18 protein-coding genes are annotated in these 15,470 nt (G+C 60.1%); 1 reads left to right on the top strand and 17 read right to left on the bottom strand.

Features of this window, described 5'->3' with window-relative positions:
- Positions 1-7: 7 nt before the first annotated feature.
- The 15 genes from rodZ to trmJ all read right to left on the bottom strand — a co-directional run bounded on the left by rodZ (position 8) and on the right by trmJ (position 12,659).
- On the bottom strand, positions 8-982 hold the full coding sequence (gene rodZ, locus ACJ8HT_RS20435) for a cytoskeleton protein RodZ (protein WP_038874539.1): 975 nt from the start codon (positions 980-982) through the stop codon (positions 8-10).
- Positions 972-1,721 carry a type IV pilus biogenesis/stability protein PilW gene (pilW, locus tag ACJ8HT_RS20430; RefSeq protein WP_197653299.1) on the bottom strand — a complete coding sequence of 250 codons (750 nt, stop codon included), beginning with the start codon at positions 1,719-1,721 and terminating at the stop codon, positions 972-974. Before pilW ends, rodZ begins: the two co-directional genes overlap by 11 nt.
- Positions 1,722-1,819: 98 nt before the next feature.
- Positions 1,820-3,016 carry a bifunctional tRNA (adenosine(37)-C2)-methyltransferase TrmG/ribosomal RNA large subunit methyltransferase RlmN gene (locus ACJ8HT_RS20425; RefSeq protein ID WP_004941426.1) on the bottom strand — a complete coding sequence of 399 codons (1,197 nt, stop codon included), beginning with the start codon at positions 3,014-3,016 and terminating at the stop codon, positions 1,820-1,822.
- A 237-nt stretch (positions 3,017-3,253) separates the two neighbouring features.
- Positions 3,254-3,679, bottom strand: a complete 426-nt coding sequence (gene ndk, locus ACJ8HT_RS20420) for a nucleoside-diphosphate kinase (RefSeq protein WP_004941424.1) — start codon at positions 3,677-3,679, stop codon at positions 3,254-3,256.
- 162 nt (positions 3,680-3,841) lie between these two features.
- Positions 3,842-4,672, bottom strand: a complete 831-nt coding sequence (gene sseB / locus ACJ8HT_RS20415; RefSeq protein ID WP_038874537.1) for an enhanced serine sensitivity protein SseB — start codon at positions 4,670-4,672, stop codon at positions 3,842-3,844.
- Positions 4,673-4,761: 89 nt separating this feature from the next.
- Positions 4,762-6,057, bottom strand: coding sequence for an aminopeptidase PepB (gene pepB, locus ACJ8HT_RS20410; RefSeq protein ID WP_033635597.1), 1,296 nt, complete (start codon positions 6,055-6,057; stop codon positions 4,762-4,764).
- An 83-nt stretch (positions 6,058-6,140) separates the two neighbouring features.
- Entirely contained in the window at positions 6,141-6,341 is a 201-nt protein-coding gene (gene iscX, locus ACJ8HT_RS20405) for a Fe-S cluster assembly protein IscX (protein ID WP_006327336.1), read from the bottom strand.
- A gap of 32 nt (positions 6,342-6,373) precedes the next feature.
- Entirely contained in the window at positions 6,374-6,709 is a 336-nt protein-coding gene (gene fdx, locus ACJ8HT_RS20400; protein WP_004941417.1) for an ISC system 2Fe-2S type ferredoxin, read from the bottom strand.
- A gap of 2 nt (positions 6,710-6,711) precedes the next feature.
- Positions 6,712-8,562 (bottom strand): Fe-S protein assembly chaperone HscA, encoded by a 1,851-nt coding sequence (gene hscA, locus ACJ8HT_RS20395; RefSeq protein ID WP_197653300.1) that lies wholly within the window; start codon positions 8,560-8,562, stop codon positions 6,712-6,714.
- A 32-nt stretch (positions 8,563-8,594) separates the two neighbouring features.
- Positions 8,595-9,116 carry a co-chaperone HscB gene (hscB, locus tag ACJ8HT_RS20390; protein ID WP_194573051.1) on the bottom strand — a complete coding sequence of 174 codons (522 nt, stop codon included), beginning with the start codon at positions 9,114-9,116 and terminating at the stop codon, positions 8,595-8,597.
- A gap of 62 nt (positions 9,117-9,178) precedes the next feature.
- A complete protein-coding gene (gene iscA, locus ACJ8HT_RS20385) occupies positions 9,179-9,502 on the bottom strand; it encodes an iron-sulfur cluster assembly protein IscA (protein ID WP_004941410.1) in 324 nt (107 codons plus the stop codon).
- Positions 9,503-9,556: 54 nt separating this feature from the next.
- On the bottom strand, positions 9,557-9,943 hold the full coding sequence (gene iscU / locus ACJ8HT_RS20380) for a Fe-S cluster assembly scaffold IscU (protein ID WP_004941408.1): 387 nt from the start codon (positions 9,941-9,943) through the stop codon (positions 9,557-9,559).
- 24 nt (positions 9,944-9,967) lie between these two features.
- Positions 9,968-11,182, bottom strand: coding sequence for a cysteine desulfurase (gene iscS, locus ACJ8HT_RS20375; protein WP_015378780.1), 1,215 nt, complete (start codon positions 11,180-11,182; stop codon positions 9,968-9,970).
- Positions 11,183-11,236: 54 nt separating this feature from the next.
- Positions 11,237-11,731, bottom strand: coding sequence for a Fe-S cluster assembly transcriptional regulator IscR (iscR, locus tag ACJ8HT_RS20370; protein WP_004941404.1), 495 nt, complete (start codon positions 11,729-11,731; stop codon positions 11,237-11,239).
- 193 nt (positions 11,732-11,924) lie between these two features.
- A complete protein-coding gene (gene trmJ, locus ACJ8HT_RS20365) occupies positions 11,925-12,659 on the bottom strand; it encodes a tRNA (cytosine(32)/uridine(32)-2'-O)-methyltransferase TrmJ (protein WP_025303916.1) in 735 nt (244 codons plus the stop codon).
- Positions 12,660-12,778: 119 nt separating this feature from the next.
- Between trmJ and suhB the strand changes: the two genes are divergently transcribed.
- Positions 12,779-13,582, top strand: coding sequence for an inositol-1-monophosphatase (suhB, locus tag ACJ8HT_RS20360; protein ID WP_004941400.1), 804 nt, complete (start codon positions 12,779-12,781; stop codon positions 13,580-13,582).
- Positions 13,583-13,639: 57 nt separating this feature from the next.
- On the opposite strand, the gene ACJ8HT_RS20355 is transcribed toward suhB, so the two are convergent.
- Together ACJ8HT_RS20355 and ACJ8HT_RS20350 are read right to left on the bottom strand one after the other, a co-directional pair.
- Positions 13,640-14,662: a nickel/cobalt transporter gene (locus ACJ8HT_RS20355; protein ID WP_060425023.1), complete on the bottom strand. Its 1,023-nt coding sequence runs from the start codon at positions 14,660-14,662 to the stop codon at positions 13,640-13,642.
- Entirely contained in the window at positions 14,653-15,288 is a 636-nt protein-coding gene (locus tag ACJ8HT_RS20350; RefSeq protein ID WP_033651572.1) for a DUF1007 family protein, read from the bottom strand. The genes ACJ8HT_RS20355 and ACJ8HT_RS20350 overlap by 10 nt, the downstream gene beginning before the upstream one ends.
- Positions 15,289-15,470: the final 182 nt, after the last annotated feature.

The raw sequence follows: 15,470 nt of genomic DNA, 5'->3' as shown, positions 1-15,470 counted from the left end.
CGCGCGATTACTGCGCGGCGACGGTCAGGCGAGCAACACGGTTTGACTTAACGAACCGGCTTAAATCAACCGGTTTACCCTGATACTGGATCTGTACTGCCGCCGGCGCGCCGATGGTCAGTTTATACGGCGCAGTGCCGGCCAGGTTCAGCTTGCCGCCCTTCTTCTGGGTGCCGCTGAACAGCGTTTTACCGCTCGCGTCGCTCACCTGCAGCCAGCAGTCGGCGGAGAAGTCCATTACCAGCGCGTTCGGATCGGCTGCCGGCGCAGCCACGCCCGCATCGGCGGTCGGCAGCGGCGCTTGTGCCGCCGGGGTGGTTTCCGGCAGGGTAGTCTGGCTTGGCGACACCACGGCAGGCTGCTGCTGAGCCGTACCCGGCACCTGAGCGGTAGCCGCCGGTGCCTGAGCCGCTGCGCCGGCATCGGCCGGCGCAGCGCTGTTGTCGGTCAACGGCACGTTGGTGCCGGCGTCGGCGTTGCCGTCGGTCAGCGGCACGGACTGCCCTTCGTTATTCTGTGAAAGCTGCGCGGAGGACTGATCGGCCATGGTGGCGATCTCTTCCTGCTGGGCCTTGTGGTTTTGCCACCACCAGGCGCCGGTCAGGCCGATCACCACGAACACGATAAGCCAGGTGAAGCTCATCAGCCAGCCGTCGCGTTTCTTGCGGCGCTTGCCCAGCGAGAAGCTTTGCATCGGCGCCACTTTCGCCATCTTCAACGGCGCCTGCTTGGCCAGCATCGGCAGCAGTTCGTCTTCCGGCAAATGCACCAGCTTGGCGTAGGAACGGATGTAGCCGCGCACGAAGGTGGACGCGAGGTCAGCAGACACGCTGTCTTCCTCGATATCGCGCACGGTGGACATTTTGAGACACAGGCGTTCTGCAACGGTCTGTTGGCTCAGCCCGAGTTGCTCACGGGCCTGACGCAGGCGCTGGCCCGTCGTCATGGATACGGTTTTATCTTGGGAGGCTTCAGTATTCATTAGCTAAGAACTGCTGGTACTGTTTGGATTGTGGAAAACTTCGCGCTAGCTGCTTGCCATAGCGTTGAACGCTATCCTGACGGCCGGCTAACGCGGCGAAACGAATCTGTAACCATAAGCTGCTGGCGCTGGCCGGCAGAACATGCTGATAAACATCCAATAAAAGTTGCGACTGGGCGCGCTTCCCTTCTCCAAATTGCTTTTCGGCCTCCGCCAACAGCGGAGTGCCTTTGTCCGGATCGACCTTCAGCGCGCGGCTCAACAGCGTGCGCGCCTCATCGTTTTGTCCGGCCTTGAGAAAACAGTAACCTGCGTTTTCCAGGCTGTCGGCGACCTGGCCATAATCGGGCGCCAGCGCCGCAGCGCTAAACTGCTGTTGCGCCGGTACATACTGCCCTAAACCGCAAAGAAACGCACCGTAATTATTCAATACGGTGCCATTGCCTGGCGCAAGTTTGAGCGCTTGCCGATAACGCTGTTCGGCCGCGATATTTTCACCGATCCGCTGCTCATAGAGCGCCATGCCCAACTGCGTGCGGTAATCCTGCGGGGCCGCGTCCAGCGCCTTTTCCAGGTTCTGGCGCGCGGCGTCCATATCGCCTTGCTGCAGGTACTCCAGGCCCAGCTGCAACCGCGTCTGGCCCGCCTCAGAGACTTGTGCATCCTTTTCCGGCGCTGAACCGGAACACCCGGCCAACAACCCGGCCGCCAGCCACACACCCCACAGTTTCAGCTTCATGCCCGCATTCATTTCCTTATCGGCCGTCAGCCAACGCCCGCCAGCGACACGCTTGCGCATAACAGGCTGTTAGATAACAAAAAATGGTGCTATAGGATTCAGACCGCCCGTACGTTGATAGGTTCCCCGGCCATTTTCTTCTTCAGGGTACGCTTGGTACGATCGATCACTTCACCCGCCAGTTGCCCGCAGGCGGCGTCGATGTCGTCACCACGGGTTTTACGAACAATAGTCGTAAAGCCGTATTCCATCAACACCTTGGAGAAACGATCCACCCGGCTGTTGGAGCTGCGGCCGTACGGAGCCCCCGGGAACGGGTTCCATGGGATCAGGTTGATCTTGCACGGCGTGTCTTTCAGCACTTCCGCCAGCTGATGCGCATCGTCGGTGCTGTCGTTGATATGATCCAGCATCACGTACTCGACGGTCACGCGGCCCTGATTGGCGTTGGATTTCTCCAGATAGCGACGCACCGCGGACAGGAAGGTCTCGATGTTGTACTTGCGGTTGATCGGCACGATCTCATCGCGGATGGTGTCGTTCGGCGCATGCAGCGAGATCGCCAGCGCCACGTCGATCATGTCGCCCAGTTTGTCCAGCGCCGGCACCACGCCGGAGGTAGACAGGGTCACGCGGCGTTTGGACAGGCCAAAGCCGAAGTCGTCCAGCATGATTTCCATCGCCGGCACCACGTTGTTCAGGTTGAGCAGCGGCTCACCCATGCCCATCATCACCACGTTGGTGATCGGACGTTGGCCGGTCACCTTCAGCGCGCCGATAATTTTCGCCGCGCGCCACACCTGGCCAATGATTTCCGACACGCGCAGGTTGCGGTTGAAGCCCTGCTGCGCCGTCGAACAGAATTTACACTCCAGCGCGCAGCCTACCTGCGAGGAGACGCACAGCGTCGCGCGGTCGGCTTCCGGGATGTACACGGTTTCGACCTGCTGATCGCCAACTTTAATCGCCCACTTGATGGTGCCGTCGGCCGAACGCTGTTCTTCCGCCACTTCCGGCGCGCGGATCTCCGCCACGCGCTGCAGCTTGCCGCGCAGGACTTTGTTGATGTCGGTCATCTGCTCGAAATCGTCGCAGCAGTAGTGGTAAATCCACTTCATCACCTGATCGGCGCGGAACGGTTTCTCGCCCATTTCGGCGAAGAACTCGCGCATTTGCTGGCGGTTCAGATCCAGCAGGTTGATTTTGGCCGCAGCCGGTTGCTCCACGTTAACGGAGGGGGTAGTCAGCGAATTATTTTCAGACACGGTGTGCTCGGACGTGATGGGTTCTAACATAATGATCTCTGGCCTCGTTATTACACGTTATGGCGCTAAAGAATGGACAGTAAGTTGTGCATTTCAGCCCGCATGATTCGGGTGGCGGCACTAAAAACACGCCCCTGACAAGTCGTCTTATCAGGGGCGCGGCATTGTACAAATTTTAGTAGCGGGTGGCTACGGCTGAAAGGCATTCAAGGCATTTTTATTGTTTCAGCCGGTGAATGCCTGGTTATCAGCCAAGAAACGGCACGATTAACGTGCGCAGATTTCGCTTTCGTTGAAGAAGTAAGCGATTTCGCGCTGTGCGGATTCAACGGAGTCGGAACCGTGAACGGCGTTAGCGGTGAAGCTGTCCGCGTAGTCGGCACGCAGGGTACCGGCCAGCGCGTTGTCCGGGTTGGTTGCGCCCATGATGTCACGGTTGCGCTGCACGGCGTTTTCAGATTCCAGAACCTGCACCATGATTGGGCCGGAGGTCATGAACTCAACCAGACCGTCGAAGAATGGACGGCCTTTGTGCTCAGCGTAGAAGCCTTCAGCTTGTTCGCGAGTCAGACGCAGCATTTTAGCAGCGATGATTTTGAAACCGGCGCGCTCGAAACGAGCATAGATAGCGCCGATGTCGTTGTTGGCTACAGCGTTTGGTTTAACGATGGAAAAGGTACGTTCTACGGTCATGATGGCCTCTGTATGACTTCCAAAACAGGCCGGTCTGCAATGTTGCCGGCCTTCTCAAGTGGCGCAGATTATATGTGCGCCGTTAACGCTTGCCTACGGGAAAATCAACATTTCATTAAAAAAATATGATCTTCATGGGCCATTTTCGACAACGCGGCGGCGCTACTGGGTCTTGTCGGTAGACGGGATCAAATTGCGCAGCCAGCTGCCCCAGCGGCGCTGATAAAACGGCTGCGTATGGGAGATCAGATAGTGGCTGATGCCGCGCTCTTTCTCCGACACCAGGCAGAAATCCACCGGTTCGTCGTTCGGCGCCGTTTCGCTGGCGACGCTGCCGGCCTCGTTGATCAACGCCTCGATCTCCGCCGGCTCGGCGTCCACTTCCAGCCCGATCAGCAAATTCGGCTTCTCGTCCGCCGCCTGGTCGTGCATCAGCGCCAGAAACGCGCGGCGCACCGGCTTGCGCTGGCTGAACAGCGTGGTCAACGCGTCCACCATCGCCGACGGGTACTCTTCGGGCTGCCCCAGCAGGATTTGGGTCTCTTTGTCGACGTAATGCTCCACCGGTTTGACGACGCCGCCGGTCGCCAGCAGCATCGCCACCTCTTCCGGATAGAACTCCTTGCCGTACTCCGCCTTCGGGTTGAGGAACAGATCCGCGCCCTGGGTGATTTCGAACAGCACCCGCGCCGGCATGGCGATAAATGGCTGTTCGTCCTCAACGGCCTTCTGCAGCGCTTCCAGCGAGGTGAAGAACGGAATGATGCTGCCGCCGTCCTGCTTCTCCCAATGCTGGATATTGACCGGCGTATCCGCGTTCAGCGCGATGTCGCCGTCCTGCTGCACCTGCTCGCTGTCACCGAGGATCAGCACCGTGGCGTCGAGCAGTTCACGGAAGAACGCCGGGCGGTGGGCCGGCTCCGTCACCGCCAGCTTCAGCAGGCGTTCAAGTTCGTTCTCGCTCGGGGCGGCATCGTGATGATGGGCACTCATGGCAAACTCCAGGGATCAAATAGCGAGGCCCAGCATGCTGGGCCCCGAAGATAATGCGCATTCTAGCGCCCGACGCGGCGGGCGTTCAATTATTTGGCTTTGCTCAGCAGCAGATTGGCCAGGGTACGCACGCCCAAACCGGTCGCGCCGGCCGACCACTGCTCCACCGCGCCTTTGCGGTAGGTGGCGGAACAGTCGATGTGCAGCCAGCCTTGCTGGTAATTCTTGACGAAGTGCGACAGGAAGGCCGCCGCGGTGCTGGCGCCGGCGGTGTAGGCCGGGCCGGCCACGTTGTTCAACTCAGCGAAGTTGGACGGCAGCTGGCTGCGGTGGAACTCGGCCAGCGGCAGACGCCAGAACGGCTCTTGTTCGGCGGCGGCGCTGCTCAGCAGCTCCTGCGCCAGCGCGTCGTCGAAGCTGAACAGGGCGTGGTAGTCGTTGCCGACCGCGGTTTTGGCCGCGCCGGTCAGGGTGGCGCAGTCGATAATCAGCTGCGGGTTCTGCTCAGAAGCGTCGATCAGGCCGTCGGCCAGCACCAGGCGCCCTTCCGCATCGGTGTTCATCACCTCAACGGTTTTGCCGTTGCGGTAGCGAATGATGTCGCCCAGTTTGAAAGCGTTGCCGCTGACCATGTTGTCGGCGCAGCACAGGTACAGCTTCACGCGCTGCTTCAGGCCGCGCGCCGCCGCCAGCGCCAGGGCGCCGGTGATGGTGGCCGCACCGCCCATGTCAGCCTTCATCGAGTCCATAAAGGCGCTCTGTTTCAGGCTATAACCGCCGGTATCGAAGGTGATGCCCTTGCCGACCAGGCAGGCGAACACCGGCGCGTCCGGGTTACCGGTCGGGTTGAAGTCGAGCGCCAGCAGCACCGGTGGGCGCTCGGAGCCGCGGCCGACGGTGTGGATGCCGGCATAGTTCTGCTCGCGCAGATCTTCGCCCTTGGTGATGCGGTAGCTGACGGCATCGCAGCCGACGTCGCACATCAGATCGACGGCTCGGGTCGCCAGTTGCTCTGGCCCCAGCTCTTCCGCCGGCATATTGATGGTGTCGCGCACCCAGTCTACGATCTTCAGGCGCTTATCCAGCTCCTGACGCGCGGCTTCCGGCAGCTCGGCCCATTCGACGTTGCGCTGCCCTTTCGGCCCGCGGTAGCCCTGCCAGAACGCCCAGCTGTTTTCCAAGTCCCAACCGTCGCCGGCGAGTTTGACGTTTTTGATGCCCTGACCGTCAATTTTGCGGCCCGCACGCTGGATCGCGCCCAGTTTGTCGGCGCCGGTCAGGTGGATGGTCATCCCTTCGCCGTTGGTGCTGAGCAGCGCTTTTTCGCCCCAACGGGCGTCGGCAGGTTGTTGCGACAGCGTGACCTGCATGAATTCTGTTGTCATAGCCTTCTTACTCCGGATTATTCTTTTATTAATCTTGTCGGATACAAAATAAACGGGCCGCCCATGGCAGCCCGTTACGCTATTTACTCCGCTTCATCTAACCAGACCAGCAGGATCGCTTCCAGTATTTTTTCGTTGGAAGCCTGCGGATCGTCGTCGAACTCTTCGAGATCGCAGATCCACTGATGCATGTCGGTAAAACGCACGGTTTTCGGATCGGTGTCCGGGTATTGGTCGTACAGGGCTTCGCCGATTTCTCGGCTGTCGGTCCACTTCAGTCCCATTATGATCTCCGGGTTGGCGCTGCGGCTAACAATTAATGCTCACGCGCGTGGTTGACGGTGTAGCGCGGCATTTCGACCACCAGATCTTCGTCGGCGACCAGCGCCTGGCAGCTCAGACGGCTTTCCGGCTCCAGGCCCCACGCTTTGTCCAGCATGTCGTCTTCCAGCTCGCTGCTCTCTTCCAGCGAATCGAAGCCTTCACGCACGATGCAGTGGCAGGTGGTGCAGGCGCAGGATTTCTCGCAGGCGTGCTCGATTTCAATGCCGTTGCGCAGCGCAACGTTGAGGATCGACTCCCCTTTTTCGGCTTCCAGAACCGCCCCTTCCGGGCAAAGATCTTGATGGGGCAGGAAAACAATTTTAGGCATGGTTAAACCTCATCCACAGAATGGCCAGCCAGCGCGCGGCGAATGGAAGCGTCCATGCGGCGCGCGGCAAAATCTTGCGTTTGTGCATCTAATGTTTTGATGGCGTCTTCGATAGCGGCGGGATCTTCCCCCTGCACCGCCTGCTGCAACGCCTGGGTCGCGGCGGCGATCGCCTGGCTTTCCGTCTCGCTCAGCAGCGCGGCGTCGGTGGCCAGCGCGCCCTGCAGGCTTTCCAGCACCCGCGCGGCTTCCACGCGTTGCTCCGCCAGCTTGCGCGCGCCCACGTCGCTTTGCGCGTTGGCCATCGAATCCTTGATCATGCCGGCGATTTCGCTGTCCGACAGGCCGTACGACGGCTTGACCTGGATCGACGCTTCAACGCCGGTGGATTTCTCCATTGCGGTGACGCTCAGCAGACCGTCGGCATCCACCTGGAAGGTAACGCGAATGTGCGCCCCCCCGGCAGGCAGCGGCGGCAGGCCGCGCAGCGTGAAGCGCGCCAGCGAACGGCAATCCTGCACCAGCTCACGCTCGCCCTGCAGCACGTGGATCATCATCGCGCTCTGGCCGTCTTTGAAGGTGGTGAACTCCTGCGCGCGCGCCACCGGAATGGTGGTGTTGCGCGGGATCACTTTCTCCACCAGGCCGCCCATGGTTTCGAGGCCCAGCGACAGCGGGATCACGTCCAGCAGCAGCATGTCGCTGTCCGGCTTGTTGCCCACCAGGATGTCGGCCTGGATCGCGGCGCCGATGGCGACCACTTTATCCGGATCGATCGACGTCAGCGGCGTGCGGCCGAAGAAGGCCCCCACCTGCTCACGCACCAGCGGCACGCGGGTGGAACCGCCGACCATCACCACTTCCAGCACCTCGTCGGCGGCGACGCCGGCGTCTTTCAGCGCGCGGCGGCAGACCATCAGCGTACGTTTCACCAGCGGAGCGATCAGCGCTTCGAACTGGGCGCGGGTCACCTCGCCCTGCCAGCCGGCCACCTCGACGCGCACGCTGTCGGCATCGCTCAACGCGATTTTGGCGGCGATAGCGGCGTCCAGCAGCTGGCGCTGCACGCCGTGGTCGCTGCGATCGGCCACGCCGGCCTGCTCGCGCAGCCAGTCGGCCAGCAGGTGATCGAAGTCGTCGCCGCCCAACGCGGAATCGCCGCCGGTGGCCAGCACTTCGAACACGCCGCGGCTGAGGCGCAAAATGGAGATATCAAAAGTGCCGCCGCCCAGATCGTAAACCGCGATCACCCCTTCCTGGCCGGAATCCAGCCCGTAGGCGATCGCCGCCGCGGTCGGTTCATTCAGCAGGCGCAGGACGTGCAGGCCGGCCAGACGCGCCGCGTCTTTGGTGCCCTGGCGCTGCGCGTCGTCGAAGTAGGCAGGAACGGTGATCACCACGCCATCCAGCTCGCCTTCCAGCGCCGCTTGCGCGCGCGCGGACAGGGCCCGCAGGATATCGGCGGAGACGCCGACCGGGTTAACCGGGCCGGCGGCGGTGACGATCAGCGGCAGGCCGTTGTCGCTGGCCTGGAATTGATAAGGCAGGTTCGGGTAACGTTGCTGCACGTCCGCCAACGAGCGGCCCATCATGCGTTTGATGGAGCTGACGGTATTGGCCGGATCCTGCGCCGCCTGTTGGCGCGCCTCCCAGCCGACGCGCTGCGCGTCCGCCTGATAATGCACCACCGAAGGCAGCAAATGGCGGCCCTGTTCGTCGGCCAGCGTTTCCGCTTGCCCGCTGCGCACCGTGGCGACCAGCGAGTTGGTGGTGCCTAAGTCGATGCCGGCGGCCAGACGTCGCTGGTGCGGCGCGGCGCTGAGGCCAGGCTCACTAATTTGTAATAAGGCCATGTTGAAGCTTCCACAATCAGAATCAGAAGGTGTTACTCAAAACCCAGCAGTTTTTCTTCGAGTTGTTCAACCTGTTGCTGGAGTTTGTCCAAAAAGCGCAGCTTGCGCACGGTGTCGGCGGCGTCCGCCCATTGCTCGCCATCCAGCTGCTGCAGCATCAGCGCGCTGCGCTGCTTGATGGAGGAGGCCAGCCGCGCGCCGAAATCGACCAGCAGGCTTTCCGCCTCCGGCTTGCGCTCAATGGCGTCGAGCTCTTCGCGCAGTTCCAGCTGTTCCATCAGGAACGCGGTATCGCGCATCGTATGCTGTTCGTTGCCCAGATCGAAGCCGTGCAAAGATAGCATATACTCCGCGCGTTTTAACGGGTGCTTCAGCGCCTGGTAGGCTTCGTTGATGGTCGCCGCTTGCTGCAACGCCATCAGGCGTTCGCGCTCCGGCTGGTTGGCGAAACGATCGGGGTGGAATTGGCGCTGCAGATCCTGGAAGCGGGACGCAAGCAGGCTGCCGTCCACGGTGTAGCGAACTGGCAGCCCGAATAAAGTAAAGTAATCCATAGCGTGCTCTGGGCGTTAGCGGATGAAGTTCCCCCGCCGAAACGGGGGAGCACGATGGACTGTCAGACGTTGAAACTCTCGCCGCAGCCGCATTCGCTTGAGACGTTCGGGTTGTTGAACTTGAAGCCTTCGTTCAGGCCTTCCTTAACGAAATCAAGCTCGGTGCCGTCAAGGTAGACCAGGCTCTTGCCGTCGATGATCACCTTGATGCCTTTGTCTTCAAACACGATGTCGTCATCGTTGGCTTCGTCAACAAATTCCAGCACGTACGCCATCCCGGAGCAGCCGGAAGTTCGCACTCCCAGACGCAGGCCGAGACCTTTGCCGCGGTTCGTCAAAAACGCCTGAACACGCTGCGCAGCGCTGTCGCTCATGGTAATAGACATCACAACCTCACACTTCACATCAAAGCCCGGCGCAGCCGGGCCGACTCAGACAAATTACTTGGCGCTATGCTTGCTCTTATAATCGGCAATCGCTGCTTTGATGGCGTCTTCAGCCAGGATCGAGCAGTGAATTTTGACCGGCGGCAATTCCAGCTCTTCGGCGATCTGGGTATTTTTGATCGCTTCAGCCTGATCCAGCGACTTGCCTTTCATCCATTCGGTCACCAGCGAGCTGGAGGCGATGGCAGAACCGCAGCCGTAAGTTTTAAAGCGCGCGTCTTCGATGATGCCTTCATCGTTAACCTTGATCTGCAGCTTCATGACGTCGCCGCAAGCCGGCGCCCCTACCATGCCGCTGCCGACGGTAGGATCTTCGTTGTCGAAAGAACCCACGTTGCGCGGGTTTTCATAATGATCGATTACTTTTTCGCTGTAAGCCATGACCTTGCTCCTGAAACCTGAGAATTAATGATGCGCCCATTCGATGCTGTTGATGTCCACGCCCTGCTTGAACATCTCCCACAGCGGGGACAGATCGCGCAGACGGCCGATGGATTTACGCACCAGTTGAATGGTGTAGTCGATCTCTTCTTCCGTGGTGAAACGCCCCAGGGAGAAACGGATCGAGCTGTGCGCCAATTCATCGCTCATGCCCAGCGCGCGCAGCACGTAGGACGGCTCGAGGCTGGCGGAGGTACAGGCTGAACCGGAAGAAACGGCCAGGTCTTTCAGCGCCATGATCAGCGACTCGCCTTCAACATAGTTGAAGCTGACGTTCAGGATGTTCGGTGCGCCATGCTCCAGATCGCCGTTCAGATACACTTCTTCCATATCTTTCACGCCGTTCCACAGACGATCGCGCAGGGTGCGCAGACGCGCCATCTCTTCGGTCATCTCTTCTTTGGCGATGCGGTAAGCTTCGCCCATGCCGACGATCTGGTGGACAGGCAGGGTGCCGGAACGCATGCCGCGCTCGTGACCGCCGCCGTGTACCTGCGCTTCGATGCGGATGCGCGGCTTGCGGCGCACGTACAGCGCGCCGATGCCTTTCGGGCCATAGATTTTGTGGCCGGAGAACGACATCAGGTCGACTTTCAGCTTGCTCAGATCGATAGGCAGTTTGCCCACGCTCTGGGTGGCGTCAACGTGGTAGATGATACCGCGCGCGCGGCACATTTCGCCGATCGCTTCGATATCCTGCACCACGCCGATTTCGTTATTGACGTGCATGATGGAGACCAGAATGGTGTCATCGCGCATCGCCGCTTCGAGATCCTGCAGGCTGATGATGCCGTTGCTCTGCGGCGCCAGGTAGGTCACTTCAAACCCTTCGCGCTCCAGCTGACGGCAGGTGTCCAGCACGGCTTTGTGTTCGGTTTTGCTGGTGATGATGTGCTTGCCTTTTTTCTGGTAGAAATTGGCAGCGCCTTTGATCGCCAGGTTGTCGGATTCGGTCGCCCCGGAGGTGAAGACGATTTCGCGTGGGTCGGCACCCACCAGTTCGGCGATTTGGTTACGGGCGATGTCTACCGCCTCTTCCGCCTGCCAACCGAAACGGTGGGAACGGGAAGCCGGGTTGCCGAAAGTGCCGTCCAGGGTCAAAAACTGCATCATCTTCTCAGCAACGCGCGGATCGACCGGCGTCGTTGCTGAGTAATCCAGATAAATCGGTAATTTCATTGCTCTTGTGCTCCGTACATCACTTCCAAAAACTAAAAAAATTTCGCCAGCTGCTTATGCGCGCAGATTAACGTTGATAGTTTCTTGCGGACGACCGTTGGCCGTGCGGCGCGTATCGTTGTTTTGACGATCCGCCACCACCAGCACTTCCTGGTTATTGACCAGTTCTGCCAGCGTAATGTTGTTCAGGAACCCGCTGATGCGCTCGCTCAGATCGCGCCACAGGGCGTGGGTCAAGCAGCGATCGCCGCCCTGACAGCCTTCTTTGCCCTGGCAACGGGTTGCATCTACCGATTCATCGACGGCAGTGATGACAGCGCCAACGGCGATCTCACCCGCGTCTTTACCCAGCAGATAACCACCGCCCGGACCGCGCACGCTGGCCACCAGGCCATTCTTGCGCAGACGGGAGAATAATTGTTCCAGATAAGAGAGCGAAATACCCTGGCGTTCGGAAATGTCCGCCAGTGGCACCGGCCCTTCCTGGGAATGCAGCGCTACGTCGAGCATAGCGGTTACGGCATAACGGCCTTTGGATGTCAGTCTCATAGCTCAATGGTTACCTGTTGGTCAAATATGGCCGAAAGTCTGACATTCCTGAGTAAAACAGTCAACTATTTAACCTAGTAATTGACTCAAGTATTAGCACGTTTTGAACTTAGCAATAACAAAGGTATATAAAATACATGTTATAACCTTTGGATAACTAATACTATTGTCGCCCACCGTTATGCCACATCAATTAATTACCTTGATGTTTATCCTGTTTCTCGATCGACGTCAGCATGCCGCGCAGGATATTCAGCTCCTGCCCTTCCGGGCGCGCGCGGGTGAACAGCCGACGCAGGCGGCTCATCACCTGCCCCGGATGGGACGGGCGAATAAAGCCGGTGCGCTGCAGCGTCTGCTCCAGGTGCTGATAGAAACGCTCGAGGTCGTCCACCAGCGGATACGGCGTCTCTTCCAGCTGCGGCGCGCCCGCCTGTTGGCGATCGAGGTAAGCCACGCGCACTTCGTACGCCAGGATCTGCACCGCCATCGCCAGGTTCAGCGAGCTGTAGTCCGGGTTGGCCGGAATGGCGACGTGATAGTGGCACTTCTGCAGTTCATCGTTGGTCAACCCGACGCGTTCGCGGCCGAACACCAGCGCCACCGGCGCGTGTTCGCCTTCGTGTACCGCGCGCACGCCGCATTCACGCGGCTCCAGCATCGGCCACGGCAAGGTGCGAGAACGTGCGCTGGTGCCCACCACCAGGCTACAGCCGGCAATGGCGTCATCGAGGGTGTCGACGATAGTGGCGTTGCCGATCACGTCGCTGGCACCGGCGGCCAGGGCGATGGCCTGAGAATCGGGTTTGATCAGCGGATTAACCAGATAAAGGTTGGTTAAACCCATGGTTTTCATGGCTCTGGCGGTCGAGCCCATGTTGCCGGTATGTGAAGTCTCTACCAGAACAATGCGGATATTGTGCAGCATACAAACTCTGAGCGTGGCGGAAAATCGCAGCATCTTAACACAGCCATAGGCAATTTGCCGAACAGCTGCTATACTTCGCGCCGTTTCCTGTTCTTTAACATCCTAGTTGGAAGATACCCATGCATCCGATGCTGACTATCGCCGTGCGCGCTGCGCGCAAGGCCGGTAACCTGATTGCCAAAAACTACGAAACCCCGGACGCTGTAGAAGCGAGCCAGAAAGGGACCAATGACTTCGTCACCAACGTCGATCGCGATGCAGAGCATCTGATCATCGACGTCATCCGCAAGTCTTATCCGCAACACAGTATCGTGAGCGAAGAACGCGGTGAGCTGATCGGCGAAGATCGCGATGTGCAATGGGTGATCGATCCACTGGATGGCACTGCAAACTTCATCAAACGTTTCCCTCATTTCTCCGTTTCCATCGCCGTACGCATCAAAGGCCGTACTGAAGTGGCCGTGGTCTACGATCCGATGCGCAACGAACTGTTCACCGCCACTCGCGGCCAGGGCGCACAGCTCAACGGTTACCGCCTGCGCGGCACCAACGCCAAAGATCTGGATGGCACCATCCTGGCGACCGGCTTCCCGTTCAAGGTCAAGCAGCACGCAACGCCTTACATCAACATCGTCGGCAAACTGTTCACCCAGTGTGCAGACTTCCGCCGCACCGGTTCCGCCGCGCTTGATCTGGCCTATGTGGCCGCCGGCCGCGTAGACGGGTTCTTCGAAATCGGCCTGAAGCCGTGGGATTTCGCCGCGGGCGAACTGCTGGTGCGTGAAGCCGGCGGCCTGGTGACCGACTTCGTCGGTGGCCACAACCACTTCAGCTCCGGCAACGTGGTTGCAGGCAACCCGCGCGTAGTGAAAGCCATGCTGGCCACCATGCGTGAAGAACTGAGCGAAGCGCTGAAGCGTTAATCGCCAGAAGCGAATCGAAAAAAAAGCGCTGCCGATGCAGCGCTTTTTTTATGCCCGTTAGCGGGAGAAGGGCCGGATGCCGCCGCCGAATTCCGGCTGCGCGCTGACGTACAGCAACAGCCCCGCAGCCAACAGGATCAGGCCGCCGGCCAGCGCCAATGCCCCCCAGGCCACCGCGCTCCAGGCGGCGGGCGCGCGCGAACGGCTGAGACGCACCGCCAGCCGGCGGCTGTAATGCACCAGCAGTGCCAGCATCGAGATGGTCAACGAGGTGCCGAACGCCATCGCCAGCGCGGAGATCACTCCCCAGCCGAACACGCCGATCACCTTGGAGAACAGCAGCACCAAAATCGCCCCCGAACAGGGGCGCATGCCCATCGCCAGCACGATGGCGGCCTGAGTGCGCCAGTCGCTTCCCGCCTGCAGCTCGCTGTCGCTCGGCAGATGCCGGTGGCCGCAGCCGCAGTGGGCGCTGTGCACATGATCCGCCGCCAGCGGCGCCAGGCTGTTGATTCGCAGCGCCGGTGCCGGGCGCATCGCCTTGATCGCCGCAAACAGGCGTTTCAGCGCGCGCCAACTCAGCAGCACGCCAAGCAGCATCACCAGAATAAAACTGCCTTTTTCCAGCCAGAAGCTGCTTTGGTGCAGCTGGCGCGAAGAGAGCTGCAATACCACCAGCATCAGCGTGACCAGCGCGATCGCTACCCCGCCCTGTACCAGCGAGGCGGCGAAGGTCAGCTTCAGGCTGCTTTTCAGCCGCGCCGGATGGGTAGCCAGGTAGGTGGCGATCACCACTTTGCCGTGGCCGGGGCCGAGCGCATGCAAGACGCCATAGCCGAGGCTGAACAGCATCAGCGCCAGCCCGGCCTGCTGCGGCGCGGCCTTCACCTGCTGCAACAGCCCCGCCATCTGCTGGTGCAGCGCTTTTTGCCATACCACGCTCTGCATCAGCAGCTGCGGCCAATAGTGCCACGCCAGCAGCGCGGCGGCCGCCAACGCCAGCGTGAACGGCAGCAGCGGCCACAGGCCGAAGGCCCAGTGGCGTCGGCTCGTCGTCGGAGGTGAGAAATTTAACGACATTGCAGCGTCACCCGCTGGGCGAACTGCTGCCCCAGCGCCAGGTCTTCACCGGGCGAGTCGTTCTTGTCGAGCGACAGCGCATAGGCCTGCAGCGACGCATTCGGCTTCGGCGTCATCAGCTTGTAGCTACACAGCTGCGCCATCTCCGGCGGCAGATGCAGCGCATTTTGGTCTTTATAGGTCATATCCACGAAATAAGTCGGATCGTAAGTAGAAAGTTCGAACGGCTTGCCCGCCAGCGGCTGTGGCTCGGCCAACGGCAGCACGAACTCCAGCACCGCCTGATTGCCCTGGCGCGACAGGTGATATTCGCTGGGCAAGTTCAGGTATTTCACCGGCTTGCCGTCGCGGTAAAGATCGGTGAAATAGTGCTGCCCCAGCACGTTGGCCATCACTTCCGCCGCCAGCTTTTTCCACACTTCCGAATCGCTCTTGGCGTTTTTCGCATCGTAGAGCAGATCCGCCGAGGTGATTTCATCCATCACCCACACCATTTTCAGGCCGACCAGCCGCTGGTCTTTGGCGACGAAGGTGGTATTCATGTCGATAAAGCTGTGCGGATGCGCGATCGCACCGGCGCTGAACACGGCGCCGAAGGCAGCCAACAGACGACGTAACTTCATCATTATCCTGTCTTACCTGCATTTGTTATAACGTAACACAAATAAATACCGAACGGCCCGCCTCTCCCGGCGATATTTGTGACGAAAGTTGTAAGCCGAAGTAAAAGCCGCGCGGTAACCCTGCCATTACAAAGCCTTTTGCTATGCTTAGGCATAATCGCAACCTTTTATGCCGGAAGGTGATA

The organism is Serratia sp. CY44782 (assembly GCF_052168715.1).
Taxonomy (GTDB): Bacteria; Pseudomonadota; Gammaproteobacteria; order Enterobacterales; family Enterobacteriaceae; genus Serratia; species Serratia nevei.
Note: the sequence above shows the minus strand (reverse complement) of the source record. Positions and strands in the feature narration are given on the sequence as shown.

What these genes read in the sequence shown, in the direction of transcription:
- rodZ (WP_038874539.1), bottom strand. Translation starts at nt 982, where the DNA reads ATGAATACTGAAGCCTCCCAAGATAAAACCGTATCCATGACGACGGGC.
- pilW (WP_197653299.1), bottom strand. Translation starts at nt 1,721, where the DNA reads ATGAAGCTGAAACTGTGGGGTGTGTGGCTGGCGGCCGGGTTGTTGGCC.
- ACJ8HT_RS20425 (WP_004941426.1), bottom strand. Translation starts at nt 3,016, where the DNA reads ATGTTAGAACCCATCACGTCCGAGCACACCGTGTCTGAAAATAATTCG.
- ndk (WP_004941424.1), bottom strand. Translation starts at nt 3,679, where the DNA reads ATGACCGTAGAACGTACCTTTTCCATCGTTAAACCAAACGCTGTAGCC.
- sseB (WP_038874537.1), bottom strand. Translation starts at nt 4,672, where the DNA reads ATGAGTGCCCATCATCACGATGCCGCCCCGAGCGAGAACGAACTTGAA.
- pepB (WP_033635597.1), bottom strand. Translation starts at nt 6,057, where the DNA reads ATGACAACAGAATTCATGCAGGTCACGCTGTCGCAACAACCTGCCGAC.
- iscX (WP_006327336.1), bottom strand. Translation starts at nt 6,341, where the DNA reads ATGGGACTGAAGTGGACCGACAGCCGAGAAATCGGCGAAGCCCTGTAC.
- fdx (WP_004941417.1), bottom strand. Translation starts at nt 6,709, where the DNA reads ATGCCTAAAATTGTTTTCCTGCCCCATCAAGATCTTTGCCCGGAAGGG.
- hscA (WP_197653300.1), bottom strand. Translation starts at nt 8,562, where the DNA reads ATGGCCTTATTACAAATTAGTGAGCCTGGCCTCAGCGCCGCGCCGCAC.
- hscB (WP_194573051.1), bottom strand. Translation starts at nt 9,116, where the DNA reads ATGGATTACTTTACTTTATTCGGGCTGCCAGTTCGCTACACCGTGGAC.
- iscA (WP_004941410.1), bottom strand. Translation starts at nt 9,502, where the DNA reads ATGTCTATTACCATGAGCGACAGCGCTGCGCAGCGTGTTCAGGCGTTT.
- iscU (WP_004941408.1), bottom strand. Translation starts at nt 9,943, where the DNA reads ATGGCTTACAGCGAAAAAGTAATCGATCATTATGAAAACCCGCGCAAC.
- iscS (WP_015378780.1), bottom strand. Translation starts at nt 11,182, where the DNA reads ATGAAATTACCGATTTATCTGGATTACTCAGCAACGACGCCGGTCGAT.
- iscR (WP_004941404.1), bottom strand. Translation starts at nt 11,731, where the DNA reads ATGAGACTGACATCCAAAGGCCGTTATGCCGTAACCGCTATGCTCGAC.
- trmJ (WP_025303916.1), bottom strand. Translation starts at nt 12,659, where the DNA reads ATGCTGCACAATATCCGCATTGTTCTGGTAGAGACTTCACATACCGGC.
- suhB (WP_004941400.1), top strand. Translation starts at nt 12,779, where the DNA reads ATGCATCCGATGCTGACTATCGCCGTGCGCGCTGCGCGCAAGGCCGGT.
- ACJ8HT_RS20355 (WP_060425023.1), bottom strand. Translation starts at nt 14,662, where the DNA reads ATGTCGTTAAATTTCTCACCTCCGACGACGAGCCGACGCCACTGGGCC.
- ACJ8HT_RS20350 (WP_033651572.1), bottom strand. Translation starts at nt 15,288, where the DNA reads ATGATGAAGTTACGTCGTCTGTTGGCTGCCTTCGGCGCCGTGTTCAGC.